This window comes from Variovorax paradoxus (genome assembly GCF_030815975.1).
In the GTDB taxonomy this organism is placed as follows: domain Bacteria; phylum Pseudomonadota; class Gammaproteobacteria; order Burkholderiales; family Burkholderiaceae_C; genus Variovorax; species Variovorax paradoxus_N.
In genome coordinates this window covers 5,071,392-5,095,081 of sequence record NZ_JAUSXL010000002.1, presented here as the reverse complement: position 1 = coordinate 5,095,081, position 23,690 = coordinate 5,071,392, and the positions used below count along the sequence as shown (strand labels likewise).

Annotated in this window: 24 protein-coding genes; 13 read left to right on the top strand and 11 right to left on the bottom strand. The window is 68.0% G+C overall.

Annotated features, from left to right (window positions below):
• The first annotated feature begins 26 nt into the window (after window positions 1–26).
• Window positions 27–773 (top strand): 23S rRNA (guanosine(2251)-2'-O)-methyltransferase RlmB, encoded by a 747-nt coding sequence (gene rlmB, locus QFZ47_RS27780; protein ID WP_307658694.1) that lies wholly within the window; start codon window positions 27–29, stop codon window positions 771–773.
• A 41-nt stretch (window positions 774–814) separates the two neighbouring features.
• Here the strand turns inward: rlmB and QFZ47_RS27775 are convergent, their stop codons facing one another.
• Window positions 815–985, bottom strand: coding sequence for a hypothetical protein (locus tag QFZ47_RS27775; protein ID WP_307658693.1), 171 nt, complete (start codon window positions 983–985; stop codon window positions 815–817).
• 110 nt (window positions 986–1,095) lie between these two features.
• On the bottom strand, window positions 1,096–1,683 hold the full coding sequence (locus tag QFZ47_RS27770; RefSeq protein ID WP_307658692.1) for a helix-turn-helix domain-containing protein: 588 nt from the start codon (window positions 1,681–1,683) through the stop codon (window positions 1,096–1,098).
• Between the two features lie 46 nt (window positions 1,684–1,729).
• Here QFZ47_RS27770 and QFZ47_RS27765 point away from each other — a divergent pair, with 46 nt between their 5' ends.
• Window positions 1,730–2,251: a GNAT family N-acetyltransferase gene (locus QFZ47_RS27765; protein ID WP_307658691.1), complete on the top strand. Its 522-nt coding sequence runs from the start codon at window positions 1,730–1,732 to the stop codon at window positions 2,249–2,251.
• Window positions 2,252–2,284: 33 nt separating this feature from the next.
• Here QFZ47_RS27765 and QFZ47_RS27760 read toward each other — a convergent pair whose 3' ends face one another.
• From QFZ47_RS27760 to QFZ47_RS27750, 3 genes are read right to left on the bottom strand one after another with little or no spacing between them, the layout of a single operon-like run.
• Complete coding sequence (locus tag QFZ47_RS27760) at window positions 2,285–3,250, bottom strand: aldo/keto reductase (protein ID WP_307658690.1); 966 nt, start codon at window positions 3,248–3,250, stop codon at window positions 2,285–2,287.
• 35 nt (window positions 3,251–3,285) lie between these two features.
• Complete coding sequence (locus QFZ47_RS27755) at window positions 3,286–3,873, bottom strand: chromate transporter (RefSeq protein ID WP_307659032.1); 588 nt, start codon at window positions 3,871–3,873, stop codon at window positions 3,286–3,288.
• Window positions 3,874–3,890: 17 nt separating this feature from the next.
• Window positions 3,891–4,478 (bottom strand): chromate transporter, encoded by a 588-nt coding sequence (locus tag QFZ47_RS27750; RefSeq protein WP_307658689.1) that lies wholly within the window; start codon window positions 4,476–4,478, stop codon window positions 3,891–3,893.
• Between the two features lie 88 nt (window positions 4,479–4,566).
• Between QFZ47_RS27750 and QFZ47_RS27745 the strand changes: the two genes are divergently transcribed.
• A complete protein-coding gene (locus QFZ47_RS27745) occupies window positions 4,567–5,478 on the top strand; it encodes a YihY/virulence factor BrkB family protein (protein ID WP_307659031.1) in 912 nt (303 codons plus the stop codon).
• A gap of 129 nt (window positions 5,479–5,607) precedes the next feature.
• Here QFZ47_RS27745 and QFZ47_RS27740 read toward each other — a convergent pair whose 3' ends face one another.
• Window positions 5,608–6,159 carry a DUF924 family protein gene (locus tag QFZ47_RS27740; protein ID WP_307658688.1) on the bottom strand — a complete coding sequence of 184 codons (552 nt, stop codon included), beginning with the start codon at window positions 6,157–6,159 and terminating at the stop codon, window positions 5,608–5,610.
• A gap of 115 nt (window positions 6,160–6,274) precedes the next feature.
• Here QFZ47_RS27740 and QFZ47_RS27735 point away from each other — a divergent pair, with 115 nt between their 5' ends.
• From QFZ47_RS27735 to QFZ47_RS27710, 6 genes are all read left to right on the top strand, one after another.
• The gene (locus tag QFZ47_RS27735; protein ID WP_307658687.1) at window positions 6,275–6,724 is read left to right on the top strand and encodes a CHRD domain-containing protein; all 450 of its coding nucleotides are present in this window, start codon (window positions 6,275–6,277) and stop codon (window positions 6,722–6,724) included.
• A gap of 49 nt (window positions 6,725–6,773) precedes the next feature.
• Window positions 6,774–7,976, top strand: a complete 1,203-nt coding sequence (locus QFZ47_RS27730; protein ID WP_307658686.1) for a patatin-like phospholipase family protein — start codon at window positions 6,774–6,776, stop codon at window positions 7,974–7,976.
• 63 nt (window positions 7,977–8,039) lie between these two features.
• The gene (locus tag QFZ47_RS27725; RefSeq protein ID WP_307658685.1) at window positions 8,040–8,822 is read left to right on the top strand and encodes a 3-hydroxybutyrate dehydrogenase; all 783 of its coding nucleotides are present in this window, start codon (window positions 8,040–8,042) and stop codon (window positions 8,820–8,822) included.
• A gap of 126 nt (window positions 8,823–8,948) precedes the next feature.
• The gene (locus QFZ47_RS27720; RefSeq protein ID WP_307658684.1) at window positions 8,949–9,959 is read left to right on the top strand and encodes a tripartite tricarboxylate transporter substrate binding protein; all 1,011 of its coding nucleotides are present in this window, start codon (window positions 8,949–8,951) and stop codon (window positions 9,957–9,959) included.
• 43 nt (window positions 9,960–10,002) lie between these two features.
• Window positions 10,003–10,476 carry a tripartite tricarboxylate transporter TctB family protein gene (locus QFZ47_RS27715; protein ID WP_307658683.1) on the top strand — a complete coding sequence of 158 codons (474 nt, stop codon included), beginning with the start codon at window positions 10,003–10,005 and terminating at the stop codon, window positions 10,474–10,476.
• A gap of 16 nt (window positions 10,477–10,492) precedes the next feature.
• Window positions 10,493–12,001: a tripartite tricarboxylate transporter permease gene (locus tag QFZ47_RS27710; protein ID WP_307658682.1), complete on the top strand. Its 1,509-nt coding sequence runs from the start codon at window positions 10,493–10,495 to the stop codon at window positions 11,999–12,001.
• Here the strand turns inward: QFZ47_RS27710 and QFZ47_RS27705 are convergent.
• Complete coding sequence (locus QFZ47_RS27705) at window positions 11,988–12,950, bottom strand: bifunctional helix-turn-helix transcriptional regulator/GNAT family N-acetyltransferase (protein ID WP_307658681.1); 963 nt, start codon at window positions 12,948–12,950, stop codon at window positions 11,988–11,990. The genes QFZ47_RS27710 and QFZ47_RS27705 overlap by 14 nt on opposite strands.
• A gap of 151 nt (window positions 12,951–13,101) precedes the next feature.
• Here QFZ47_RS27705 and QFZ47_RS27700 point away from each other — a divergent pair, with 151 nt between their 5' ends.
• Window positions 13,102–15,507 carry a YgiQ family radical SAM protein gene (locus QFZ47_RS27700; protein WP_307658680.1) on the top strand — a complete coding sequence of 802 codons (2,406 nt, stop codon included), beginning with the start codon at window positions 13,102–13,104 and terminating at the stop codon, window positions 15,505–15,507.
• A gap of 7 nt (window positions 15,508–15,514) precedes the next feature.
• On the opposite strand, the gene QFZ47_RS27695 is transcribed toward QFZ47_RS27700, so the two are convergent.
• Window positions 15,515–16,207 (bottom strand): DUF1294 domain-containing protein, encoded by a 693-nt coding sequence (locus QFZ47_RS27695; RefSeq protein ID WP_307658679.1) that lies wholly within the window; start codon window positions 16,205–16,207, stop codon window positions 15,515–15,517.
• Window positions 16,208–16,289: 82 nt separating this feature from the next.
• On the opposite strand from QFZ47_RS27695, the gene QFZ47_RS27690 reads away from it, so the two are divergent.
• Together QFZ47_RS27690 and QFZ47_RS27685 are read left to right on the top strand one after the other, a co-directional pair.
• Entirely contained in the window at window positions 16,290–17,210 is a 921-nt protein-coding gene (locus QFZ47_RS27690; protein ID WP_307658678.1) for a hypothetical protein, read from the top strand.
• Window positions 17,211–17,312: 102 nt separating this feature from the next.
• Window positions 17,313–19,424 (top strand): esterase-like activity of phytase family protein, encoded by a 2,112-nt coding sequence (locus tag QFZ47_RS27685; RefSeq protein ID WP_307658677.1) that lies wholly within the window; start codon window positions 17,313–17,315, stop codon window positions 19,422–19,424.
• Between the two features lie 28 nt (window positions 19,425–19,452).
• Here the strand turns inward: QFZ47_RS27685 and QFZ47_RS27680 are convergent, their stop codons facing one another.
• Window positions 19,453–20,331 carry a CoA transferase gene (locus QFZ47_RS27680; protein ID WP_307658676.1) on the bottom strand — a complete coding sequence of 293 codons (879 nt, stop codon included), beginning with the start codon at window positions 20,329–20,331 and terminating at the stop codon, window positions 19,453–19,455.
• A gap of 148 nt (window positions 20,332–20,479) precedes the next feature.
• Between QFZ47_RS27680 and QFZ47_RS27675 the strand changes: the two genes are divergently transcribed.
• Window positions 20,480–21,382 (top strand): SDR family oxidoreductase, encoded by a 903-nt coding sequence (locus QFZ47_RS27675; protein WP_307658675.1) that lies wholly within the window; start codon window positions 20,480–20,482, stop codon window positions 21,380–21,382.
• Window positions 21,383–21,401: 19 nt separating this feature from the next.
• On the opposite strand, the gene QFZ47_RS27670 is transcribed toward QFZ47_RS27675, so the two are convergent.
• Together QFZ47_RS27670 and QFZ47_RS27665 are read right to left on the bottom strand one after the other, a co-directional pair.
• Entirely contained in the window at window positions 21,402–21,791 is a 390-nt protein-coding gene (locus tag QFZ47_RS27670) for a DUF488 domain-containing protein (RefSeq protein WP_307658674.1), read from the bottom strand.
• Between the two features lie 25 nt (window positions 21,792–21,816).
• The gene (locus QFZ47_RS27665; protein WP_307658673.1) at window positions 21,817–23,676 is read right to left on the bottom strand and encodes a PhoX family protein; all 1,860 of its coding nucleotides are present in this window, start codon (window positions 23,674–23,676) and stop codon (window positions 21,817–21,819) included.
• Window positions 23,677–23,690 lie beyond the last annotated feature (14 nt).

The window sequence follows — 23,690 nt, the reverse complement described above, 5'->3', positions numbered from 1 at the left end:
CCGGCCAGGGTAGGGATAATCAGGGGATGTCTTCCCCCAAAGTGATCTTCGGCTTCCATGCCGTGGGCGTGCGCATCAAGACCGCGCCCAAATCGGTGCTCGAAGTGATGTTCGACAGCAGCCGGCGCGATGCGCGCATGAAACAGTTCATCGCGCGCGCCCAAGAAGCCGGTGTGCGGCTGGTCGAGGCCGACGGGCTGCGGCTCGCCAAGCTCAGCGGCAGCCATGGCCACCAGGGCGTGGCTGCGCGGGTCGAGCCCATCGCGCAAGTGCGTTCGCTCGACGAGCTGCTCGAGGGCCTCGAGGAGGCCGGCACCGTGCCGCTCCTGCTGGTGCTCGACGGCGTCACCGATCCGCACAACCTGGGCGCCTGCCTGCGCGTGGCCGACGGCGCCGGGGCGCATGCGGTGATCGCGCCCAAGGACCATGCGGCCGGCATCAATGCCACCGTGGCCAAGGTCGCGAGCGGTGCCGCCGAAACCGTGCCGTACTTCATGGTGACCAACCTGGCGCGCACGCTGAACGAACTCAAGGAACGCAGCATCTGGTGCGTCGGCACGAGCGACGATGCGCCCGGCACCGTCTACCAGAGCGATCTCAAGCGGCCGTTGGCGCTGGTGCTCGGCGCCGAGGGCGAGGGCATGCGCCAACTCACCCGCAAGACCTGCGACGAGCTCGTGAGCATTCCGATGGCGGGCGCGGTCGAGAGCCTGAATGTTTCAGTGGCCAGCGGGATCTGCCTCTACGAGGCCATGCGGCAGCGCAGCGCCTGAGGCCGCGCCGCTGTTCTCCTGGGCAGGGGCGCGGCACGAGGTCAGGAGGGGTCTTTGCTGCGCGTGCGAGCCACCGCGCTGAAGATGCCGATGCCCAGGATGATCAGTGCACCGATGCCGATGTAGAGATCGGGCACGCCGGCCACCGAGGCGCCCCAGGCGACACCGGCGAGGAAGATCAGAAAACCGATCATGTAGAGCGCAAAGGACATGCTTGTTCCCCCGGAAGCTTTGATGCCTTGCAGTATCCCGGGCGGCCCCCTGGCCGGCACAGGCCTTCGTCTCCAGTCGCTGTGGGACCTTGCCTACTGCTTCCCTGCCGTTATGCCGGGGATGCGACCAGCAGGTAGCGGCAGACCGCGCGCCCGAGCGCCTTGAAGACGAGCGGGCGGTCGACACCGAAATCCAGGCAGTCGCCGGGCGCGAGTTCGAAGCGCTCGTCGCCGTAATCCACCCGCAGCCCGCCTTCGAGCATCCACAGGCACTGCCGGTACGGCTTGCCGCTCCAGCGCGGATAGGCGACCTGCGCCGAGCGGGGCAATTCGATCTCGACCATCTCCACGCCGCCGCTCGCACCGCGCTCGGCAACCTGCCGCCGCAGGTAGCCCGCCTCGGGATCGCGCCAGACCTCCTGTTCGGCCCGGGTGCGCAGCCGGCGCGGCGAGCCCTTGTCCTCCGTCAGCAACTGCGCGAGCGGCACGCCCAGGCCGGCAGCCAGCCGCCCCAGCAGCACGGCCGTCGGGCTGCTCTCCGCGCGCTCCACCTTCGAGATCATGGCCTTGCTGACGCCGGAAAGCTCGGCCAGCTCGGCAAGGCTCAGCGCCTTGGCCTGGCGCAAGGTGAGCAGCCGGCTGGCGATGAGCGAGTCGATCCCGGAGGCCTCGGCGGGCGGAGATGAATTGTTTCTCATATGAGATTATTATTCTCCTATATTGGACAGACTGAAAGGAACGAACATGCGCCTGGTCCCCTGCACCGAGGAAGCCCATGCGGGCGCCATCCTTGCCATCCTCAACGAGGCCATTGCCAATTCGACGGCCCTGTACGACTACAAGCCGCGCACGCCCGAGAGCATGGTGGCGTGGTTCGCCACCAAGCGCGCCAACGGCTTTCCCGTGATTGGAGCGGAAGACGACAGCGGCAAGCTGCTGGGGTTCGCGAGCTACGGCGCGTTCCGCGCGTTTCCGGCCTACAAGTACACCGTGGAGCATTCGGTGTACGTCGAGGCGGGTCACCGCGGCGCGGGCCTCGGCCGCACGCTCATGGAGGCGATCATTGCCGAAGCCGTTGCGCGCGACGTGCATGTCATGGTTGGCGCCATCGATGCCGCGAACGCGGGCAGCATCGGGCTTCATGAACGCCTGGGTTTCGAGCATGCCGGCACCGTGCGGCAGGCCGGGTTCAAGTTCGGCCGCTGGCTCGACGTGGCGTTCTATCAGCGCATTCTCTCGACGCCGCTGAATCCGGTCGACGGTTAAGCGGCGCTCGAAACCGCCCGTTGCATGCGCGTCTCAGGCCGGGGTTTCGGCGCTGGCCCGGTCCAGCATCTGGATGGTGCCGGCATCGAGCTTCAGCTGGGTGGCAACCACGAGTTCCTCCAGCTGGGCGATGGAGCTTGCGCTGGCAATCGGCGCCGTGACCGACGGGCGCGCGATCTGCCACGCGATGGCCACCTGGCCCGGCTTGGCGTTGTATTGCTGGGCCACCTTGTCGAGCGCTTCGAGAATGCGCAGGCCCCGCGGATTCAGGTACTTGCCGGTGGTGCTGGCGCCGCGGGCGCTCTTGGTTGCGTCGGCCTCGGTGCGGTACTTGCCGGTCAGGAAGCCGGCCGCCAGCGCATAGAAGTTGATCACGCCCACCTCGCGCTTCACGCACAGCGGCTCCAGTTCGTCTTCGAACACCGCGCGGTCGTAGAGGTTGTAGAGCGGCTGCAGGCTTTCGTAGCGCGCAATGCCCAGCCGCTCCGACACGTCGAGCGCCTCAGCCAGCCGCGGCGCGCTGAAATTCGAGGCGCCGATGGCGCGCACCTTGCCGGCCTTGATCAGGTCGTCGAATGCCTGCAGCGAATCTTCCAGCGGAGTGGCGGCATCGTCGTCGTGCGACTGGTACAGGTCGATGAAGTCCGTCTGCAGGCGCTTGAGCGAGGCTTCCACCGCTTCGCGGATGTAGGCCGGCGACAAGCCCGCCTTGCCTTCGCCCATGGGCTTGCCGACCTTGGTGGCGAGCACCACGCGCTTGCGCTTGCCGCTCTGCTTGAGCCATTTCCCGATGATGGTCTCGGACTCGCCGCCGGTGTGGCCCGGCACCCAGCGTGAATAGACGTCGGCGGTGTCGACGAAGTTGAACCCCGCCTCGAGCCACGCATCGAGCAGGCGGAACGAGGTGGCTTCGTCCACCGTCCAGCCGAACACGTTGCCGCCGAAGGCAAGCGGCGAGACCAGGAGGCCGGAGCGGCCGAGCGAGCGGAGTTGCGACATGAGTTTGTTTCCTGAGAGAGAACGAAGAACGAGGATCAGACGAAGCCCACGGCACCGAGCAGCGCACCCGCGCCCAGCAGCCAGAGCAGGTGCAGGCGCGTGCGCCAGACGATAAGCGCGGCCGCCGCGGTCAGCAGCCACAGGTGCCATGCGGGCGCGTCGCCGGCATGGTTACCCGCCGCCAGCACCCAGCCGGTGGCGATCAGCAGGCCCACCACCACCGGCGCCATGCCCTGCTTGAAGGCGCGCACGCCGCGCCGGTCGCGGTTGCGGTGCCCCCAGCGCGTGGCAAGGTAGGTGAGGGTGGTGCTCGGCAGCATGATGCCGACCATGGTGACCATGAGCCCGAACAAGCCCAGCAGCCAGGCGCCCGGGCCCGCACCGATGCCACCGCCCGCGTTGAGCCCGACGTTCCAGCCCATCAGCGCGACGAAGAGCACGTTCGGCCCTGGCGCGGCCTGGGCGATGGCCACGGAGGAACTGAACTGCGCATCGGTGAGCCAGCCGTGCTGCGCGACGAGGTAGCGGTGCATGTCGGGGACGGTGGTGATGGCGCCGCTGATCGACAGCAGCGACAGCAGCAGGTACTGGCCGAAAAGCGCGAGCCAGTCGTGCCATTGCATGGCGATAGTCACGTGACTCACGCAGGAATCCTCCGCCACGTCCACGCACAGGCCACGCCGCCCACTGCCAGCAGCACCCAGCCGAGCGGCATCTTGAACAGCGCAATGGCGCCGAACACCAGCGCAACGAATGCCAGGCAGGTGGCAAAGCCCAGCGGGTGCTTGCGCAACTGCGGAATCAGCTTGATGCCGGTGGCGGCGATCAGCCCGCCCGACACCGCGCCCATGCCGCGCAGCGCGGCCGCCACCTGCGGGTTCGCGGCGTAGTGGGCATAGAGCACGGCCAGCACCAGGATGACGACCAGCGGTATCGCGAGCATGCCGGCCACCGCGGCAACGGCGCCGCGCAGGCCGAAGTAGCGGTCGCCGATCATCAGTGCGAGGTTGATCACGTTCGGCCCCGGCATCACCTGGGCCACGGCCCAGTCTTCGAGAAACTGCTCGGGCGTGAGCCAGCGCTTTTTCTCGACCATCTCGCGCTGGACGATGGCCAGAACGCCACCGAATCCCTGCAGCGCGAGCCAGGTGAATGAAACGAAAAGGTCGCGTGGCGACTTCGGTTGCGGAGGAAGGGGCGCCGCCGCGCCTGAAGGAGACGGATGCATGTGGATGCGATTATCGTTGCCAGGCCTGCAATATGCCGGGCATCGGGCTGACATGCCCCTGCATCACTCGACGGGAGACTTCATCGCCATGCAAATCCGCGCACTCTTCGATCTCTGCAAACAGGCCGTGGCCTCCTGGTCCAACGACTACGCCCCCAGCATGGGGGCCGCACTGGCCTACTACACGGTGTTCTCGATTGCGCCGCTGCTGCTGATCGTGATCTCGGTGGCGGGGCTGGTGTTCGGCGAGGAGGCCGCGCGCGGCGAGATCTTCGCGCAGCTTTCCGGCCTCATGGGCGAGCAGGGCGCGGCCGCGGTGCAGGGCATGCTGCAGGCGGTCAACAAGCCGGCCGAAGGCATCGTGGCCACGGTGATCGGCATCGGCCTGCTGGTGGTCGGCGCGACCACCGTCTTCGGCGAACTGCAGGATGCGCTCGACCGCATCTGGCGGGCGCCGGCACGCACCACGACCAAGGGCCTCTTCAACCTGCTGCGCGTGCGGGCGCTGTCGTTCAGCATGATCATGGCCATCGGCTTCCTGCTCATGGTGTCGCTGGTGGCCAGTGCGGCGCTCGCGGCGCTGAGCAAGTGGTGGGCGCCTGTGTTCGGCGGCTGGGCCACGCTGGCGCAGGCGGTGAACTTCGTCTTCAGCTTTGCGATGGTGACGGTGATCTTCGCGATGATCTACAAGATCATGCCGCGCGCCAGGGTGCAGTGGCGCGACGTCTGGGTGGGGGCGGCGGTCACGGCGCTGCTCTTCGCCATCGGCAAGCACCTCATCGGCCTGTACATCGGCAAGAGCAGCGTGGCCTCGGGCTACGGCGCCGCGGGTTCGCTGGTGGTGGTGCTGGTGTGGGTGTACTACTCGGCGCAGATCTTCCTGCTGGGAGCCGAGTTCACCTGGGTGTATGCCAGGACCTATGGCTCGCTCAAGAACATGGAGGGCCGCGGCGATGCGAATCCTTCGCCGACGCGCTCGGATCCGCTGCCGCAGCGCTAGGGCCTGTTCACACTACTAACGGAGTCGCGAAGGCATGCCAAAGCGGACAAATCAAGGCGCACGACGATGCGTGTGCGTTGGCACACGCAAGGAGTGCAACGCGATCTCCGTTAGTAGTGTGAACAGGCCCTAGCCCGCGAATCCGCCCTCGTCGAGGAAGCGCTGTTCCTCGGAGGTACTGGTGCGCCCGAGCAGCTTGTTGCGGTGCGGAAAGCGGCCGAAGCGCGCAACGATGTCGCGGTGCAGCACCGCGAAGCGCTGGGTGTTGGCATCGAGCGCGGCATTGAGTTCGACCGAGCGCTGCTGGTCGGCCAGCGACTCCGAGTGCATGAAGGGCAGGTAGAAAAAGCGCCGCAGGTTCTCGTCGGTCTTCAGGTCGATGCCGGTTTCGATCGCCTGGCGGGCGACGGCCAGGGCCTTGGCGTCGGTCGCCAGCATGCGGGCGTCGCCGCGCCAGGTGTTGCGCGGAAACTGGTCGAGCAGCACCAGCAACGCCAGGGCGCCCTCGGGGTCGTGCGCCCAATGGTCGAGGTCGCCGCGCGCGGCCGCTTCATGGGCGGCGAGAAAGCGTTCGCGGAACTCCGCATCGAAGGCCGCGTTCTTGGCAAACCAGCGTTCGGGGCCGGCGTTGCGCCAGAAGTCGACGATGTCGCGGGCGGTGGGCAGGTCGGCAGGGCTCATGGCCGCATTCTCTTTCAGCCTGCGCCGGCCGGCAAAGTCGCGGTGGTGGCCGACAAGGCGAATCGCAAGGCCTGCCTATGCTTGAGCGGTTTTCATAACTCAGGAGATAGAGCTCATGACACGATATGGCAGCTTTTTGCGCGCAACCCTCATCGCCGGCGTGGCCAGTGCCGCGCTGGCCGGCTGCGGGATGATGTCGAAGTCGAACACCGCGAACTTCAGCGGGGCGATGAACGCCGCCAGCGAAGTGCCGCCCAACATGACGCGCGGCAGCGGCCTGGCGGAGGCCTCGCTCAACAGGGACACCAATGTCCTGAAGTACAAGATCACCTACAGCGGCCTGAGCGGCCCGGCCACGGCCGCGCACTTCCACGGCCCGGCGGCCGCGGGCGCCAACGCCGGCGTGGTGCTGCCCTTTGCCAATGCGGCCAGCCCGATCGAGGGCCAGGCCACGCTCACGCCGGCGCAGGCGGCCGACCTGATCGCAGGCAAGTGGTACGCCAACATCCACACCGCCGCCAATCCGGCCGGCGAAATCCGGGGACAGATGCTGCCCAAGATGTAAGGGCGCTCGGTCAGCTTGCGGTCGCGGGGCTGGTGTCAAATGACGCCATATGACGACGACGAAGAAGCCCCGTGCCGCACGCAGCAAGACCCTCGACACTTTCGCGGAGCGCCGCGAAGACATGCGTGCCGCGCGCAAGGCGCTGGTGCTGCAGGGCGGCGGCGCGCTCGGCGCCTACCAGGCCGGCGTGTATGCCGCACTCAGCGAGACCGACCTGCAGCCGCACTGGATTGCCGGCGTCTCCATCGGCGCCATCAACGCGGCGCTGATCGCAGGCAATGCGCCCGACAAGCGCATCGACCGGCTGCGGGAGTTCTGGCACCTCGTGTCCTCCGGGCCGGCGCAGCGCCTGCCAGCCTGGCTGGGCGACCGCGCGATGCAGAACCAGTGGAGCGCCAGCATGGCGATGCTGGTGGGCATTCCGGGCTTCTTCGAGCCGCGCCATTCGCCTGCGCTGCTCATGGGCGCCGCGGCGCCGCTCCTGAGCTACTACGACACCGCGCCGCTCAGGCTCACGCTCGAGCGCCTGGTCGACTTCGACCGCATCAATGCCTGCGAGGCGCGCTTCAGCGTGGGGGCGGTCGATGTGCGCACCGGCAACTCGGTGTACTTCGACAACACGCGCCAGCGCATCGGCCCCGAGCACATCATGGCCAGCGGCGCGCTGCCGCCGGGGTTTGCGCCGGTCAGCATCGACGGCGATGACTACTGGGACGGCGGCATCGTCTCGAACACGCCGCTGCAGTACGTGCTCGACATCCATCCGCGCTCCGAACCGCTGGTGGTGCTGCAGGTCGATCTTTTCAATGCACGCGGCGAGATGCCGCGCACGCTGTCGGGCGTGATGGAGCGGCAGAAGGACATCACCTATTCGAGCCGCACCCGCATGAACACCGATGCGCTGGCCGCCAACCTGAACCTGCAGCAGGCCATCGCCGACCTGATCTCCAAGCTGCCGGCGCACCTGCGCAACGATCCATCGGTGCTCGCGGTGCAGGCCGAGCTCACGCACCATCCGATCGACATCTTCCACCTGATCTACCGCGACAAGCCCTACGAAGTCGAATCGAAGGACTACGAGTTCTCGCGCGCCGCCGTCGAAGAGCATTGGGAGGCCGGCGCGCGCGACATGCGGCGCACGCTGGCGCACCCCGAAACACTGCGCAGCGACGCCACCGTGAACGGCGTGACCACCTTCGACCTCGGCGAGCCCGGCGTCGAGCGCGTCAAGCGTCCGGGGCTGTCGCGCTGAAGGCGGGCTGCGCTCGACTGATTCCTGCAATCTCTTTTTTTCCAACCCTCAAGGACATTCACCATGCAACTCAAGGACAAGGTCGCCTACATCACCGGTTCGGCCAGCGGCATCGGCAAGGAGATTGCCATGCTGTTTGCGCGCGAGGGTGCCAAGGTCGTCATTGCCGACCTCAACAAGCAGGCCGCCGACGCCACTGCGGCCGAACTCCAGGCGACGGGCGCGCAAGCCATGGGCGTGGCGGTGGACGTGACCAGCGAAGAGCAGGTCGATGCCTCGGTCGAAGAGGCTGCCAAGGCCTTCGGCGGCATCGACATCCTGGTCAGCAACGCGGGCGTGCAGATCGTTCATCCGGTCGAGGAGTTCAGTTTTGCCGACTGGAAGAAGATGCTCGCGATCCACCTCGACGGCGCCTTTCTCACCACCAAGGCCTGCCTCAAGCACATGTATGCGCAGGGCCGCGGCGGCAGCGTGATCTACATGGGGTCGGTGCACTCCAAGGAGGCTTCGCTGCTGAAGGCGCCCTACGTCACCGCCAAGCACGGGCTCATCGGCCTGGCCAAGACGGTCGCCAAGGAAGGCGCGAAGCACGGCGTGCGCGCCAACGTGATCTGCCCGGGCTTCGTGCGCACGCCGCTGGTCGAAAAGCAGATTCCCGAGCAGGCGAAGACGCTCGGCATCACCGAGGAACAGGTCATCAAGAACGTGATGCTGAAGGAGACGGTCGATGGCGAATTCACCACCACCGACGACGTGGCGCGCGTGGCGCTGCTGTTCGCGGCCTTTCCGACCAATGCGCTGACCGGCCAGTCGCTGGTGGTGAGCCACGGCTGGTTTATGCAGTAGCGAAAAGACGCCGCCTCGCGCGGCGCACGATGGTTCACCCTAATGTCTCCGGCGAGCGAACTGTGAGAAAACCCCTGCTTGCCGTTCAATCGTCATACCAATGACTTTCGCCAGGAGACAAAAACCATGCGTGTTGTTCGTTCAACCGGCTTCTTTTCGCGCCGCTCTTTCGTGGCCCATGCCGCAGCTGCCGCGGCAGGGCTCGCGATGTTTGCGGCGGCGGCGCCCGCGGCTGCCCAGGCCTACCCGAGCCGGCCCGTCACGCTGATCGTTCCCTGGGGCGCGGGTGGGGGCACCGATGCCACGGCGCGCATCATCGCAAGCCTGCTCGAAAAAGAGCTCGGCCAGCCGATGACGGTGGTGAACCGCACCGGCGGCAACGGCGTGGTGGGCCATGCGGCCATTGCCGCCGCGCCGCCCGACGGCTACACCATCGGCATGGCCACGGTCGAGATCGGCATGATGCACTGGCAGGGGCTGACGCCGCTGACCAGCGCCTCGTACACGCCGATCGGCCTTGCCAACCTCGACCCGGCCGGCATCCAGGTGCGCGCCGACGCGCCCTACAAGACCGTGGCCGAACTGCTGGCGGCCATCAAGGCCAGCCCCGGCAAGCTCAAGGCCTCCGGCACAGGGCAGGGCGGCATCTGGCACCTGGCCATCGCGGGCCTCTTGCGCGACCAGAAGATCGATCCCGCGGCCGTGCCCTGGGTGCCGAGCAATGGCGCGGCGCCGGGCCTGCAGGACGTGGTGGCGGGCGGTGTCGAGATCGCGCCGGTCTCGCTGCCCGAGGCGCGCTCGCTGATCGATGCGGGCAAGGTCAAGAGCCTTGCGATCATGAGCGACAAGCCCTCGGCCCTCTATCCCAACGTGCCCACGCTCAAGGCGGCCATCGGCAGCGACTGGTCGATGGCGGCCTGGCGCGGCATCGTCGCGCCCAAGGGCCTGCCGGCCGACGTGCGCGACAAGCTCGCGGGCGCACTCAAGAAAGTGGTGGCGAGCAAGGAGTACACCGACTTCATGGCATCGCGCGGCTTTGGCGTGATCTATGCGGGCCCCGACGACTTCGCCGCCTACATGGCCAAGTCCGACGCCGAACTCGGCGCAACCATGAAGGCCGTGGGTATCGTCAAGTGAACGCCGGGCGGCGTGCGCGCACGCCCGGCGGAGGTGCGGCGCAATGAAATTCAACGACGCGATCTTCGGCGCGATCCTGCTGGCGCTCGGTATCGTGGTGCTTGCCGTAGTGCAGGGCTATCCCGGCATACCGGGCCAGCAGGTGGGGCCGGCGCTGTTTCCGGGGCTGATTGCCGTGGGGCTGTGCGTCTGCGGCGCCATGCTGCTGGCCAAGGGCTGGCGCGAGCGGCACGCCATGGCCTGGGTGCGGCTCGGCGACTGGGCCGCTTCGCCGCGCCATGTGCTGGCCGCCGCGCTGGTCGTCGGCGCGGTGCTGTTCTACATCTTCGCTTCCGAGCGGCTGGGCTTCCTGCCGACCGCGGCCATCTCGCTGCTGGCGCTGATGCTCGCCATGCGCGTGCCGCCGGGCCGCGCGCTGCTGGTTGCGCTGATTGCCACGCTGGTGATCCATGCCGCGTTCTACAAGCTGTTGCGCGTTCCGCTTCCCTGGGGCGTCCTGACGCCCTTCGCCTGGTAACCGGAGACATCCACCCATGTCCGCAGCACTCTGGCAGGCTTTCTCGATGGTCTTCGAGCCTTACACCATCCTCGTGATGGTGCTGGCCTCGCTCTATGGCCTGTTCGTCGGCGCGGTCCCGGGGCTGTCCGCCACCATGGCGGTGGCGCTGCTGGTGCCGGTCACCTTCTTCATGCAGCCGATCCCGGCCATCGCGGCCATGGTGACGGCCACTGCCATGGCCATCTTCTCGGGCGACATCCCCGGCTGCCTGCTGCGCATTCCGGGCACGCCCGCCTCCGCCGCCTACACCGACGAGGCCTTTGCGATGACGCGCAAGGGCATGGCCGAGACGGCGCTGGGCGCGGGGCTCGTGTTCTCTGCCGTGGGCGGTCTTTTCGGCACGGTGGTGCTGATCGTGGCGGCGCCCGCGCTGGCGGACTTTGCGCTCAACTTCAGTTCCTTCGAATACTTCTGGCTTGTGCTGCTGGGCCTGACCTGCGCGGTGTTCATCACCTCCGACCGGCCGCTGAAGGGAATGATCACGCTGCTGCTCGGACTGCTGGTGGCCTGCGTGGGGCTCGGCAATCCGGCGGGCTTTCCGCGCTTCACCTTGGGCAATGCCGAGATGACCGGCGGCATCGGCATGATCCCGATGATGATCGGCATGTTCGCCATCTCGGAGGTGATCCGCTTCGCGGTCGACACGCTGCCGCCGGGCGAGATCGTGGTCGAGAAAGTGGGGCGCGTGCTGGCGGGGCAGTGGGCGCTGGCCAAGAAGTATCCGGTGCAGATATTGCGCGGCAGCATCCTCGGCACGGCGGTGGGCGCCTTGCCGGGCGCGGGGGCCGACATCGCGGCATGGATGTCGTACGCCATGAGCAAGAAGTTCTCGAAGGAGCCCGAGAAGTTCGGCACGGGCCACGTCGAAGGCATCGTCGAATCGGGTTCGGCCAACAACAGCGCGCTGGCCGGCGCGTGGATTCCGGCGCTGGTGTTCGGCATTCCGGGCGACTCGATCACCGCCATCGTGATCGGCGTGCTCTACATGAAGAACCTCAATCCGGGGCCGACGCTGTTCACCACGAACCCGCAGAACATCTATGCGGTGTTCATGCTGTTCATCATTGCCAACATCATCATGATTCCGCTGGGCATCCTCTGCATCAAGGTGGCCAGGCGCATCCTGCGGGTGCCGCGCAATGTGCTGATGCCGCTGATCCTGCTGTTCTGCATCGTCGGCGCGTTCGCCATCAACAACTCGCTGTTCGACGTGGGCGTGATGCTCGCGGCCGGCATCGTGGCCTACCTGCTCGAGGAGAACGGCTTTCCCATTGCGCCGGCGATCCTTGGCGTGGTGCTCGGCGGCATGCTCGAGGAGAACTTCATTACCTCGATGATCAAGTCCGACGGCAACCTGGCTGGCTTCGTGTCGCGGCCGATTGCCGCTTCGCTGGCGGCCGTGGTGCTGCTGGTGTGGCTTGCCCCCTTGCTCAAGAAGCTGTGGACCAGGGCGCGCCGCACCGCTTCGTCTACCGCAGCTTGAGCGACCAGGTCTCGCCCACGAGCTGCTGGCCGAAGCCTTCGTAGGGCTCGGCCTTGTCGAGCCTGAAACCCCGCTTGGCGTAGATGGCGCGCGCGGCCTCGAGGCAGCTGTTGGTCCAGAGCACGATCCGCCGATAGCCCTTGGCGCGCGCGAAAGCAATGCATTCATCGGTGAGTCGCCCGCCCAGGCCCAGGCCGCGTGCCGACGGCGAGAGCAGCAGCAGGCGCAGCTGGGCCGTGGAGGCCGACTTGCGCACCACGAAGATCGCGCCCACGCGTTCGCCATCGAGTTCCGCGATCCAGCATTTCTCCCACGCGGGCTGGAACTTGCGCACGAACTGGGCCACGATGTCGGCCACCAGCGCCTCGAACTCGCTGTTCCAGCCGTACTCGCGCGCATACAGCTCGCCGTGCTGCTGCACCACCCAGCCCATGTCGCCGGGCAGCGGATCGCGCAGCACGATGGTGTGCGTGCGCGCCGCAGGGGCCGCAGCGGGGTCGAGCACGCGCTCGATGCGCGCCATGGCATCGATCAGCTGCTGGCGCTCCTGCGGAGGCATCGGGGCGAGCAGGGCGGCCGCCTCGTCGCGCGATTTCTGTTGCAGCGGCGCAAATGCGGCGTGGCCGGCTTCGGTGAGGTGCAGCACGCTTTGCCGCGCGTCGCGCGGGTGGGGCGCGCGCGTGAGCCAGCCGGCCGCCTCGAAGCGGCGCAGGATGCGGCTCATGTAGCCGGCGTCGAGCTTGAGGTCGCGGCCGATCTCGCTGGCCACGGGCGTTTGCCGGTGGGCCAGCTCGTACAGCACCCGGACATCGGTCAGCGACATGTCGCTGCCCAGATAAGGGTCGAGCACGCCGATGCGGCTCGTGTAGAAGCGGTTGAAGCGCCGGATCGCCTTGACCGCGACGGCATCGGGCTGGGACGATTTGCTTGAAATGGTTGCTGTTGTCATGTTGATGATTGACTGAGTCAATCATTTAAAGGCCTTGCCGCAGGCGCGTCAACAGGCGCCAACGCGACAGAAGTGGTGGAAAACCCTAAAATCGCAGGTTGCCCACTGCGGCGCCGTGCCCGCCAAGCCGCCGCTGCCAACTTCCCCACTGATGAACGCCCCCGTCGACGTCTCCTTTTTTGCGCGTGCCGCCAAGCCGCTGACCAGCTACCGCAAGTACTGGGCGGCCCGTTTCGGCACGGCCAAATTCCTGCCGACCACGCGCAAGGAAATGGACGCGCTCGGCTGGGACAGCTGCGACATCATCGTGGTGACCGGCGACGCCTACGTCGACCACCCGAGCTTCGGCATGGCCGTGATCGGCCGCATGCTCGAGGCGCAGGGCTTTCGCGTGGGCATCATTGCCCAGCCCGACTGGCAGAGCGCCGAGCCCTTCAAGGCGCTGGGCAAGCCGAACCTGTTCTTCGGCGTGACCGCCGGCAACATGGATTCGATGATCAACCGCTACACGGCGGACCGCAAGATCCGCAGCGACGACGCCTACACGCCCGGCGACATCGGCGGCGCACGGCCCGACCGCGCGGCCATCGTGTATTCGCAGCGCTGCAAAGAGGCCTGGAACGACGTGCCGATCATCCTCGGCGGCATCGAAGGCAGCCTGCGCCGCATTGCGCACTACGACTACTGGTCGGACAAGGTGCGCCGCTCCATCGTCGTCGACTCGAAGTGCGACCTGCTGCTCTACGGCAACGCCGAGCGCGCCATCGTCGAGATCGCGCACCGGCTCGCGGCGAAAGAGCCGGTGCAGCAGATCACCGACGTGCGCGGCACCGCATTCGTGCGGCGCGAAACGCCTGAAGACTGGTTCGAGATCAACTCCACCAGCGTGGACGAACCCGGCCGCGTCGAGGCCCACGTCAACCCGTACCTGATGGTGTCGGAGCAGGCCAAGGCGAATGGCGCCACCTGCGCGAAGGAAGACGAGGCCCAGGCCGTGGCGCAGGCCGCCGAGGCAGGTGCTGCGGCGGCGAACCCGGTGAACCCGGCCATCAAGCCGCTGACCTTCGTGCCGAACCCCGCGCTCCAGCCGCGCGCCAGGATCAAGGTGCCGCCGCGCGACCGCAGCGTGATCCGCCTGCCGTCGTACGAGCAGGTGCGCGCCGACCCGGTGCTCTATGCCCATGCCAACCGCGTGCTGCATCTCGAGACCAACCCCGGCAACGCCCGCGCGCTGGTGCAGGCGCACGGCGAAGGCGCCACCGCGCGCGACGTGTGGATCAACCCGCCGCCCATTCCGCTCACCACGGCCGAGATGGACCACGTGTTCGACCTGCCGTATGCGCGCAGCCCGCATCCACGCTACGCCGACGAGAACGGCAGCCACGACGGCGCCACCAAGATCCCCGCGTGGGAAATGATCCGCTTCAGCGTGAACATCATGCGCGGCTGCTTCGGCGGCTGCACCTTCTGCTCGATCACCGAGCACGAGGGCCGCATCATCCAGAGCCGCTCGGAAGAATCGATCATCAAGGAGGTCGAGGCCATCCGCGACAGCGTGAGCGGCTTCACCGGCACCATCTCCGACCTTGGCGGTCCGACGGCCAACATGTACCGGCTCGGCTGCAAGAGCCCCGAGATCGAATCGGCCTGCCGCAAGCCCAGCTGCGTGTACCCCGGCATCTGTCCGAACCTGGGCACCAACCACGATCCGCTGATCAAGATCTACCGCCGGGCGCGTGCGCTCAAGGGCATCAAGAAGATCCTGATCGGCTCCGGCCTGCGCTACGACCTGGCCGTGCAGTCGCCCGAGTACGTGAAGGAACTGGTGCAGCACCACGTCGGCGGCTACCTGAAGATCGCGCCCGAGCACACCGAGCAGGGCCCGCTCACCAAGATGATGAAGCCCGGCATCGGCAGCTACGACAAGTTCAAGCAGATGTTCGAGAAGTTCTCGGCCGAGGCGGGCAAGAAGCAGTACCTCATTCCGTACTTCATTGCCGCGCATCCGGGCACCAGCGACGAGGACATGATGAACCTCGCGATCTGGCTCAAGAAGAATGGTTTCCGCGCCGACCAGGTGCAAACCTTCTACCCGAGCCCGATGGCTACGGCCACGACGATGTACCACACCAACAAGAACCCGCTGCGCAAGATCACGCGCGAAAGCGAGACGGTGGACATCGTGCGCGGCGACAAGCGCCGCCGCCTGCACAAGGCCTTCCTGCGCTACCACGACGCCAACAACTGGCCTCTGCTGCGCGAGGCCTTGAAGAGCATGGGCCGTGCCGACCTGATCGGCAACGGCAAGCACCACCTGATCCCGACGTGGCAGCCGCTGACCGATGGCGGCTACACGAGCGCGCGGCGCAAGAACTCGACCTCCGCACCGGTCGCCGCCAAGACCGCCGCGCCGGTCAGGCTGGCGCCCGTGAAGCCCTCGAAGGGCCGCATCCTCACGCAGCACACCGGCCTGCCGCCGCGGGACAACGGATCATCGGCGGCGCCGCGCAAGGCGGCGGCCGGCCCGGTGCGCGGCAGCGTCCGCAAGCCGCGCTGAGTTCAGCTCAGCTCGCGAGCAGGCTCGCCGGCAACAGCTTACCGACCCAGGCGGCCAGCGCGGTGATATTCAGCAGCACCGTGGCCCAGTAGGCCGCCATGAAACTCGCCTTGCGCGACTTGTGGCGAAAGAGCCGCTGCGCGCACCACGCGCCTGGCCATCCGCCGGCCAGCGACAGCAGGTGCAGCGTGCTTTCCGCGGTGCGCCAGCGGCCGGCCTGCGCGGCGCTCTTGTCGAAGCCGTAGACGGCGAAGGTCAGCAGGCTGATCAACAGCAGCACGCCCAAGGCAATGGGCGGCAGGCGTGCGGTCCATGCGCCGTACCCGAGCAGCCCCGCATAGCCGAGAAGCAACAAGCCGATGGGCGGCATCGACGACGAGAAAGCGGAGGGCATCGTCTCGCGGCGCCGGCTCGGGTCGGCTACGGTGCGACGCGCCTGCGGCGATGTGGAAGGCCGCCGCGCCTGGGTCTGGCGGATCTGGGGCTGGGCGGCACCCACGGCGTGAACCGCCATCGCGCGCGGTCCCTTGCCGCCCACATGGATCTCGTCGAAGCTCAGTTCCATGCCGACCTGCGGCTTCAGTTGCCGGTCGAGAAAGTCGCGCAGATGCACGAACACATCGGCCGGAACTTCGGGGCTTCGAATGAAGCCGAAACCCCGTTCGGCCTCCCAGCGGACGAGCCGGCCTTGGCGCTTCATGGCGTGCGGGAAAGAGGAGGGCACATGGCCGCGATTCTCCCTTGCCACGGCGACGGCCGCCCGTTGTGTATGGTGTGGTCCCATGAGCAGTCTGTTCTCCTTGCCGGCTTCATGGGTGCGCACACTGGCAGGCGCCGTCCTGCTCGCGGCTGCGGCCCATGCCTTGGCGGCATCGCCCGGCGCGGCGCCCGCATCGGCCTCGGCCGCGGCGCAGGCACTGCGCGCCACCCATCAGCGCATGGGCGCAAAGCTCGCGCAGAGCGGTTTCGGGCGGCCCCTCCAGCTCGACTCGATGGAAACGCCGAACGGGCTGCAGGGCGACATCTACGCGGTGGTGGACCACGCGCTGCCGGAGATCAGCGCCGCGCTCAAGGAACCGTCCCGCTGGTGCGAGCTGCTCACGCTGCACGTCAACAATCGCCGCTGCCGCACTGGCACCGCGCCGCAAGGGGGCGAAATGCTGACGCTGTTCGTGGTGCGGCGCTACGACAAGCCGGTCGAGCAGGCGTTCCAGCTGCCCTTTGCCTATCGCTTGGGCAGCGCGACGCCGGAGTACCTGTCGGTCGAGATGAACGCGGCCAATGGACCGCTCGGAACCAGCAACTACCGCGTCACGCTCGAGGCGGTCGCGCTCGACGCGGGCAGGAGCTTCCTGCATTTCGGCTACAGCTACGACCACAACATGATGGTTCGCATGGCCACCCAGGCTTACCTGGCCACCTTCGGCCGCAACAAGGTGGGTTTCACCGTGGTGGGCAAGGAGGCCGACGGGCAGCCCGACTACATTCGCGGCACGCGGGGGCTGGTGGAGCGCAATGCGATGCGCTACTTCCTTACGCTCGATGCCTATCTCTCTTCGAAAGCCGGCGCGCCGGCCGAGCAGCGGGAGCGCTCCTGGTTCGCTGCGGCCGAGCAGTATCCGCGGCAGCTGCACGAGATCGAACTGGACACCTACCTTGCGATCAAGCGCGAGGACCGGCAGCGCGACGGCGCCGGCCGCTGAGCACACAGGGCCTCGTCTTCCTGGTTTCACTGGCTTGTCACATGCCGCGGCGCTAATCGCCGGGCCTGTGCCTGTTGCGCAGGCGCACGACAAGGACAAGTGATGATGAAGAAGACAACAAGAGGATCGAGGATCGGTTGGCTGGCGCTCGCGGGTGCCGGTGCGCTGGTTGCCGCCTGCGGTGGCGGCAGCGGGGGTGGAGGAGGAGGGTGGGCATTTCCCGTGGTGGGCGGTGGCGGCACCACGAATCCGCCGGCCGCGCAATCGAAGACCGGCACCTTCCTCGACGCGGCCGTCGAGGGCCTCGATTACACCGCGGGCGGCAGCGCCGCGGCCAGCACCAATGCGAATGGCGAATTCACCTGCAAGGACGGCGAGACCGTCGTCTTCAGCGCTGGCGCGCTGGCGCTCGGCAGCGCGGCCTGCGGCACGGCGATCACGCCCCTGAACCTGGCCGGCGGCATTGACGTGAAGGCCGATGCGGTCGTCAACCGCCTGCTTGCGCTGCAGTGCTTCGACGACGACCGCGATCCGTCGAACGGCATCCGACTGACCCCCGCGCTCAAGGCCGCCCTGACTGCCGGCGCGCTCGATTTCAGCGCCGCGGCCGAGAGCTTCGACACCGCGCTCAATGCGGTGCTCGCAGGGCTGCCCGCTCCCTACAATGCCCGCATGGTCGATTCAAGCCGCCGCGTGCTGGCGCGCGAACACTTCGAAAACACGCTGGCCTCGCGCCTCGGCGCACCGGTGACCGAAGCCTTCACGCAGACCACCGCGCTCGGCACCATCGGGCTCGGTGTCACCCGCTACCAGCTGCAGGCCGACACCGCTTTCAACGTGCCCTATGAAGGCGACAACGCCAGCATCAAGGCCGACTTCCCCCAGGGCTTCCTGCCAGCCTACGGCTCGGGGCTCGCGTTCAAGGGCAAGGCGGACGACGGCGCGCTCGAGTTCTATGCCATCACGGACCGCGGCCCGAACGGCGACGGCCCGACCGCGCCCGTGCCCGGCGGCAATGGCGCCGCCAGCATCAGCAAGGTGTTTCCGGCGCCGTCGTTCGCGCCGAGCTTCGGCATCGTGCGCATCGGCAAGACGGGGGCCGTGCTCGCATCGAGCCTGCCGCTCAGGCTCGATGCCGGCAAGAAGATCACCGGCCTGCCGCCGCAGTCCGGCGTGGGCTCGACCGGCGAAACGCCGCTGACCGACCGCTACGTGTTCGATGCCGCCAAGGCCAACTTCGACGCCAACGGCCTCGACCCCGAGACGCTGGTGCTGGACAAGGCGCGCAACGTGCTGTGGACCAGCGACGAGTACGGCCCTTTCATCGCCCGCATCAACATGGCGACCGGTGTGGTCGAGAAGAAATACGCACCGGGCAGCGGTGCTGCCGATCTGCCGCTGGTGCTGGCCCAGCGCCGCCCGAACCGCGGCATGGAAGGACTGACGCTCGATGCCGCCAGCGGCGTGCTGCACGGCTTCCTGCAGAGCCCGATCGATCCGCGCGACGCCAGCGGCAAGTCGATCAAGGCCAGGCCGCCGGGCGGCAGCAACACCGACGTGCGCCACATCGCGAAGTTCACGCGCTGGCTGGCCTTTGATCCGGCCACCGAGACCTCGAAGCTCTACGCCTACCCGATCGACGGCAGCCAGTACGACAAGGACCGCACCGGCAACGCCAAGCTCGGCGACGTGGTGAGCCTGGGCAACGGCCGCTTCATCGTGATCGAGCAGGGCGCACGCAAGAGCGACGCCAAGGTGGTCAACAAGCTGATGCTGGTGGAGCTGCCGGCCAACGCGACCGACATCAAGGCCTTCGACCACAACCTGGAGATCAGCAGCATCACGCAGGCGCCATCGGGTGCCGCCGACTACTCGAGCGTGGTGACGATGCGCAAAACCGAGCTGCTCGACCTCAACGCATTGGGCTGGCTGGCCGAGAAGGCCGAAGGCCTGACGGTGGTGGATGACCAGACCCTGGCGCTGGTGAACGACAACGACTTCGGCCTGACCACGGTGCTGCTCGATGCCGACGGCAAGACCCTGGCCGGCAGCGTCGAGGACTGCACGGCCGACGTCAACGGCGTGCTCAGCGGCTGCCCCGCGAGCGCCACCGGCGCGCGCATCACGCGCGGCTCCGACCTGGAGCGGCCGACGCGCATCTGGCTCATCAAGCTCGACCGCAAGCTCGGCGAGCTGCGCCTGCCGGCGTCCTGAGGACGCAGGCCGCGCTGGCCGGCCGCCGTCAGCTGGCCAGCGTGAGCAGCGGCACGTCGCGCTCGCGGCCCAGGGCTTCGAGCTCGGCGCGCGTGCGCGTGGCCAGCCAGCCGGCCAGGGCTTCGTGCGTGGCCGCGGCCATCATGTCCGGCGGCGACACGCCCGCGGCCTCGCAGAGGCGGGCCGCGAAATGCGGCTCCAGCGCCGCAACCGCCACGCGGCCGTCGGCGCAGCGGTAGACGCGGTAGCCCGCATGGGCGCCGCCGACTGCGCCCGTGGGCTGCGTGAGGCCCCAGGTGCGCGGCAGCGCCAGCCAGTCGGCCGAGGCATTGAGCGCTACCTCGAGGTACAGCCCGTTCGCGCCGCCCGCGGACCGTGCATGCAGGGTGGCCTGCAGCACGGCTTCGCTCGCGAGCAGTGCGCCACCCATGTCGGCGAAGAGCGTGGGCGGCAGCTCGGTGCCGGTGACGAGGCCGCTTTCGGCGAGGTAGGTCAGGTCGTGCCCCGGCTCCTCGGCGCGCACGCCGGGCGCACCGACGATCGCCACCTGCGACAGCCGCGGATGCCGCTCCTGCAGCACGGCCCAGTCGAGGCCGAGCTTGGCCAGGGCCGAGGGACGGAACGAGGTCAGCAGCACGTCGGTCTGCGCGAGTTCGGCGTGCAACTGCGCCTGCCCGGCCTCGGACTTGAGATCGGCGACACGAACGGCGACGCCCTCGTGCAGCGCGGCGTACGCGGTCTTGTTGTAGTGCGCCATCGGGTCGCCGGCGGGCGGCTCGAGCTTCACGCAGGCAGCGCCCATGGCCCGGCAGCGCAGCAGCGCCGCGGGGCCTGGAAGGTTGAGCGCAAGGCTCAGCACGCGCACGCCCGCAAGCGGCTGGAAGGAGGAGGCTGTGGAAGTTGGCATGGGCGGATTTCCAGGGAACAGGTCGGCTGCCATTCTCACTTGGTGCGGGAGCCGGATTTCGCAAGCCGCGTCACCGGCAGCGCGCGTAGCATGTGCCTTGGCGGCGCTCCCTGCCTTGGCGCTGCCGCAACGACCAAGGAGACCCACCATGTTCGAACCTTCCCTCATGAGCGGCCAGCGCATTCTCGTGACCGGTGGCGGCACCGGCCTGGGCCGCGCGATGGCCGAGCGCTTTCTGGGCCTGGGCGCCGACGTGGCCATCTGCGGCCGGCGCCAGTCGGTCTGCGAGGAAACCGCGGCCGAGTGGCGCCAGCAGTTTCCCGGGCGCCGCATCGACACCTTCGGCGTCGACATCCGCAATGCGCAGAACGTCGACGAGATGGTCGAGAGCCTGTTCCAGAGCGGCGGGCTCACGGGGCTCGTCAACAATGCCGCGGGCAACTTCGTCGCGCCGACCGAGAGCCTCTCGCCGCGCGCCTTCGACGCCATTGCGAACATCGTCTTCCATGGCAGCTTCTACGTCACGCAGGCCGTGGGCAAGCGCTGGGTGGCGGAAGCGAAAGCCGGCAAGTGGAAGCAGGGCGATGCGATGCGCAGCGTGATGAGCATCATCGTGACCTGGGTCGACAACGGCAGCCCCTACGTCGTGCCATCGGCCATGAGCAAGGCCGGCATCGAGGTCATGACCAAGTCGCTCGCGGTGGAGTGGGCGCGCCATGGCATCCGCCTGAACGCCGTCGGCCCGGGGGAGATCCCGACCGAAGGCATGAGCAAGCGCCTCAATCCCGGCGAGGAGCCCGGCGCGCGCAGCAAGAAGACCAACCCGATGGCGCGCACCGGCCGCATGAGCGAGCTGCAGAACCTGGCGGCCTTCCTCATGGCGCCGGGCCAGTGCGACTGGCTCACCGGCCAGAGCATCATGATGGACGGCGGCAACGCGCTGGCCACGGGCGGCAACTTCTACGAGCTGCGGCAGTGGAGCGACGACGACTGGCAGGCCGCGCGCGAACGCATCGAGGCGCAGAACCAGAAGGACAAGGCGCAGCGCTGACAGGCGCCGCCTGCCTGAATCAGTTCGCGATGTCCGCCCCGCGCTCGGCCAAGAGGCCGCGCAGCAGCGAGCGGTGGCAGCGCGACTCGTCTTCGCAGTAGCAGCCGACCGAAAACGCCGCGGAGTGCGACAGGGCTGCCAGCAGGTCGATGCTGCGGCTCGCGTCGGCGTCGGCCATCTCGGCCTTGTACTTGCGCATGAAGGCATTCCATTGCGCGGGGGTTTCCGCCTCCTGGCCCAGCTTCATGGTCTCCGCGGAAGGCGCGAGATTCGGGTACCACACGTCATACCAGTCCTGCGATGCGAACTCGGTCTTCGGAACCCCGCGCGGCGGACGGCGCACGGTGCCGACGCGCAGGCCCTCGCCGGCCGTGCGCGGCGTGCCGAGACGAACGATGCGGATGCTCATGCCAAGTCTCACTACATCTTGTGATTCAGGTGCCGACGATACCGCCGTTGCGCCGCCGGATCGAAAGCGTTGCCGAGCGCGGCCGCGCGCTGCCGGGCGCCGTGCCGTCGGGCCATGCGCTGTTGGGTGTCGCGCCGCCGTCGTCGCGCGATTCGCCCGGGTGCTGGATGTTGACGAACAGCGTGCGCCGGTCCGGCGTCACCACGCAGCCCGTGACCTCGCTGCCATTGGGCGCGGTCAGGAAACGCTTGATGCGGCCCGTTGCCGGATCGGCGCACAGCATCTGGTTGTTGCCGAGCGAAGCGTAGGGTGGCATGCCGATGAGCTGGCCGCTCATGTCGGTCTGGATCCAGAGCAGGCCGCCGCTGTCGAAGTGCAGGCCGTCGGGGCTGCCGAAGACGTCGGCGTCGCCCGAGGGATAGCGGGCGCCGCTGCCCGTCTGTGAGGGGTCGCCGGCCAGCGCGAAGTGATCCCAGCCGAAGCTCGCGCTGCCCGCATCGCCGCCGTCCTCGCGCCAGCGCAGGATGCCGCCGAAGAGATTGCCGGCGCGCGGATTGGCGGCATCGGGTGCGGGCTTGCCCGGGTCACCGCGCTGGCTGTTGTTGGTGAGCGTGACGTACACCTCGCCCGTCTGCGGATGCACCGCGATCCATTCGGGGCGGTCCATCTTCGTGGCGCCCACCACGTCGGCGGCCAGCCTGGCGTGGATCAGCACCTCGGGCTGATCGGCGAAGCCGCTGCCCGCATCGAGGCCATTGCGGCCGTGCGCGAGTTCGAGCCATTGGCCGCGGCCGTCGGCATCGAAGCGTGCGGCGTAGAGCGTGCCTTCGTCGAGCAGGCGGCTGTTGGCTGCGGCCCGGGAGCCGTCGCCGGCCATCGAGACCTTGCCGTGGCTCACGAACTTGTAGATGTATTCGAACCGTGCGTCGTCGCCCATGTAGACGACGACACGCCCATCTCCGGCAAGCGTGCAGGTCGCGCTTTCCTGGCGCTTGCGCCCGAGCGCCGTGCGCTTGACGGGCTTGGCCGCGGGATCGAAGGGATCGATCTCCACCACCCAGCCGAAGCGGTGCGCTTCGTTCGGATGCCGGCTCATGTCGAAGCGTTCCTCGAAGCGCCAGTATTCCACCCATTGCGAGCCCGGCACGGTGCCGTAGCGGCGCTGCGCCGGCGTGGCGTCCTTCGCCGATTCCTTCGGGCCGCCGAAGTAGCCGTGGAAGTTTTCTTCGCAGGTGAGGTAGGTGCCCCAGGGCGTGACGCCCATCGCGCAGTTGGCGAAGGTGCCCAGCACCTCGTCGCCGTCCGGATTGGCGGCGGTGCGCATCGGTGCAGCGCCCGCGGCGGGGCCGGCGATGCGCATGGGTGTCTGCCCGTGCACGCGCCGCGCATGGGGCGAAGGCCGCACCTGGCGCCAGCCATCGCGCGTGCGGCGGATCTCGATGACCGAGACACCCATCGCATGCAGCGACTTGCGCACTTTGTCGGCGGTCCACGCCTTGTTGCCGTCGGCATGGAGCAACTGCTCGTCGGTGTACTCGTGGTTCATCACGAGCAGGCCGCGGTCCGGCGACGCGAGCGCAAAGAAGTGCATGCCGTCGTGGTGCATGCCGGCCTGCAGCGCCTGCTCGGCCGCGCTGTTGCTGCCGTCGGGCGCGAACGCCGGCATGGGATGCCCGGCGATGCCGGTGGGCGTGCCCCAGGGATAGAGCAGCTGCCATTCGTATTCCGGCGGCACCACCACGGCATCGCGCAGCGACGCCGGCACCGCGGTGAAGCCGAGCAGCGGCCGAGCGTCCTGGGCCGGGGCAGGGGATGCATCGGTGTGAAGCAGCGCCACCACCGCGGCGGCGCCCGATTGCAGAAAGATGCGGCGGTCCACAGGCATGAGTCCAGAGGTGT

Bases quoted from the DNA above. Each gene is read 5' to 3' on its own strand.
- QFZ47_RS27750 (WP_307658689.1), bottom strand. From the start codon at position 4,478: ATGCATCCGTCTCCTTCAGGCGCGGCGGCGCCCCTTCCTCCGCAACCG.
- QFZ47_RS27720 (WP_307658684.1), top strand. From the start codon at position 8,949: ATGCGTGTTGTTCGTTCAACCGGCTTCTTTTCGCGCCGCTCTTTCGTG.
- QFZ47_RS27685 (WP_307658677.1), top strand. From the start codon at position 17,313: ATGATGAAGAAGACAACAAGAGGATCGAGGATCGGTTGGCTGGCGCTC.
- QFZ47_RS27745 (WP_307659031.1), top strand. From the start codon at position 4,567: ATGCAAATCCGCGCACTCTTCGATCTCTGCAAACAGGCCGTGGCCTCC.
- QFZ47_RS27765 (WP_307658691.1), top strand. From the start codon at position 1,730: ATGCGCCTGGTCCCCTGCACCGAGGAAGCCCATGCGGGCGCCATCCTT.
- QFZ47_RS27705 (WP_307658681.1), bottom strand. From the start codon at position 12,950: ATGACAACAGCAACCATTTCAAGCAAATCGTCCCAGCCCGATGCCGTC.
- QFZ47_RS27715 (WP_307658683.1), top strand. From the start codon at position 10,003: ATGAAATTCAACGACGCGATCTTCGGCGCGATCCTGCTGGCGCTCGGT.
- QFZ47_RS27755 (WP_307659032.1), bottom strand. From the start codon at position 3,873: ATGCAATGGCACGACTGGCTCGCGCTTTTCGGCCAGTACCTGCTGCTG.
- QFZ47_RS27710 (WP_307658682.1), top strand. From the start codon at position 10,493: ATGTCCGCAGCACTCTGGCAGGCTTTCTCGATGGTCTTCGAGCCTTAC.
- QFZ47_RS27760 (WP_307658690.1), bottom strand. From the start codon at position 3,250: ATGTCGCAACTCCGCTCGCTCGGCCGCTCCGGCCTCCTGGTCTCGCCG.
- QFZ47_RS27775 (WP_307658693.1), bottom strand. From the start codon at position 985: ATGTCCTTTGCGCTCTACATGATCGGTTTTCTGATCTTCCTCGCCGGT.
- QFZ47_RS27725 (WP_307658685.1), top strand. From the start codon at position 8,040: ATGCAACTCAAGGACAAGGTCGCCTACATCACCGGTTCGGCCAGCGGC.
- QFZ47_RS27670 (WP_307658674.1), bottom strand. From the start codon at position 21,791: ATGAGCATCCGCATCGTTCGTCTCGGCACGCCGCGCACGGCCGGCGAG.
- QFZ47_RS27735 (WP_307658687.1), top strand. From the start codon at position 6,275: ATGACACGATATGGCAGCTTTTTGCGCGCAACCCTCATCGCCGGCGTG.
- rlmB (WP_307658694.1), top strand. From the start codon at position 27: ATGTCTTCCCCCAAAGTGATCTTCGGCTTCCATGCCGTGGGCGTGCGC.
- QFZ47_RS27740 (WP_307658688.1), bottom strand. From the start codon at position 6,159: ATGAGCCCTGCCGACCTGCCCACCGCCCGCGACATCGTCGACTTCTGG.
- QFZ47_RS27675 (WP_307658675.1), top strand. From the start codon at position 20,480: ATGTTCGAACCTTCCCTCATGAGCGGCCAGCGCATTCTCGTGACCGGT.
- QFZ47_RS27680 (WP_307658676.1), bottom strand. From the start codon at position 20,331: ATGCCAACTTCCACAGCCTCCTCCTTCCAGCCGCTTGCGGGCGTGCGC.
- QFZ47_RS27770 (WP_307658692.1), bottom strand. From the start codon at position 1,683: ATGAGAAACAATTCATCTCCGCCCGCCGAGGCCTCCGGGATCGACTCG.
- QFZ47_RS27695 (WP_307658679.1), bottom strand. From the start codon at position 16,207: ATGAAGCGCCAAGGCCGGCTCGTCCGCTGGGAGGCCGAACGGGGTTTC.
- QFZ47_RS27690 (WP_307658678.1), top strand. From the start codon at position 16,290: ATGAGCAGTCTGTTCTCCTTGCCGGCTTCATGGGTGCGCACACTGGCA.
- QFZ47_RS27700 (WP_307658680.1), top strand. From the start codon at position 13,102: ATGAACGCCCCCGTCGACGTCTCCTTTTTTGCGCGTGCCGCCAAGCCG.
- QFZ47_RS27665 (WP_307658673.1), bottom strand. From the start codon at position 23,676: ATGCCTGTGGACCGCCGCATCTTTCTGCAATCGGGCGCCGCCGCGGTG.
- QFZ47_RS27730 (WP_307658686.1), top strand. From the start codon at position 6,774: ATGACGACGACGAAGAAGCCCCGTGCCGCACGCAGCAAGACCCTCGAC.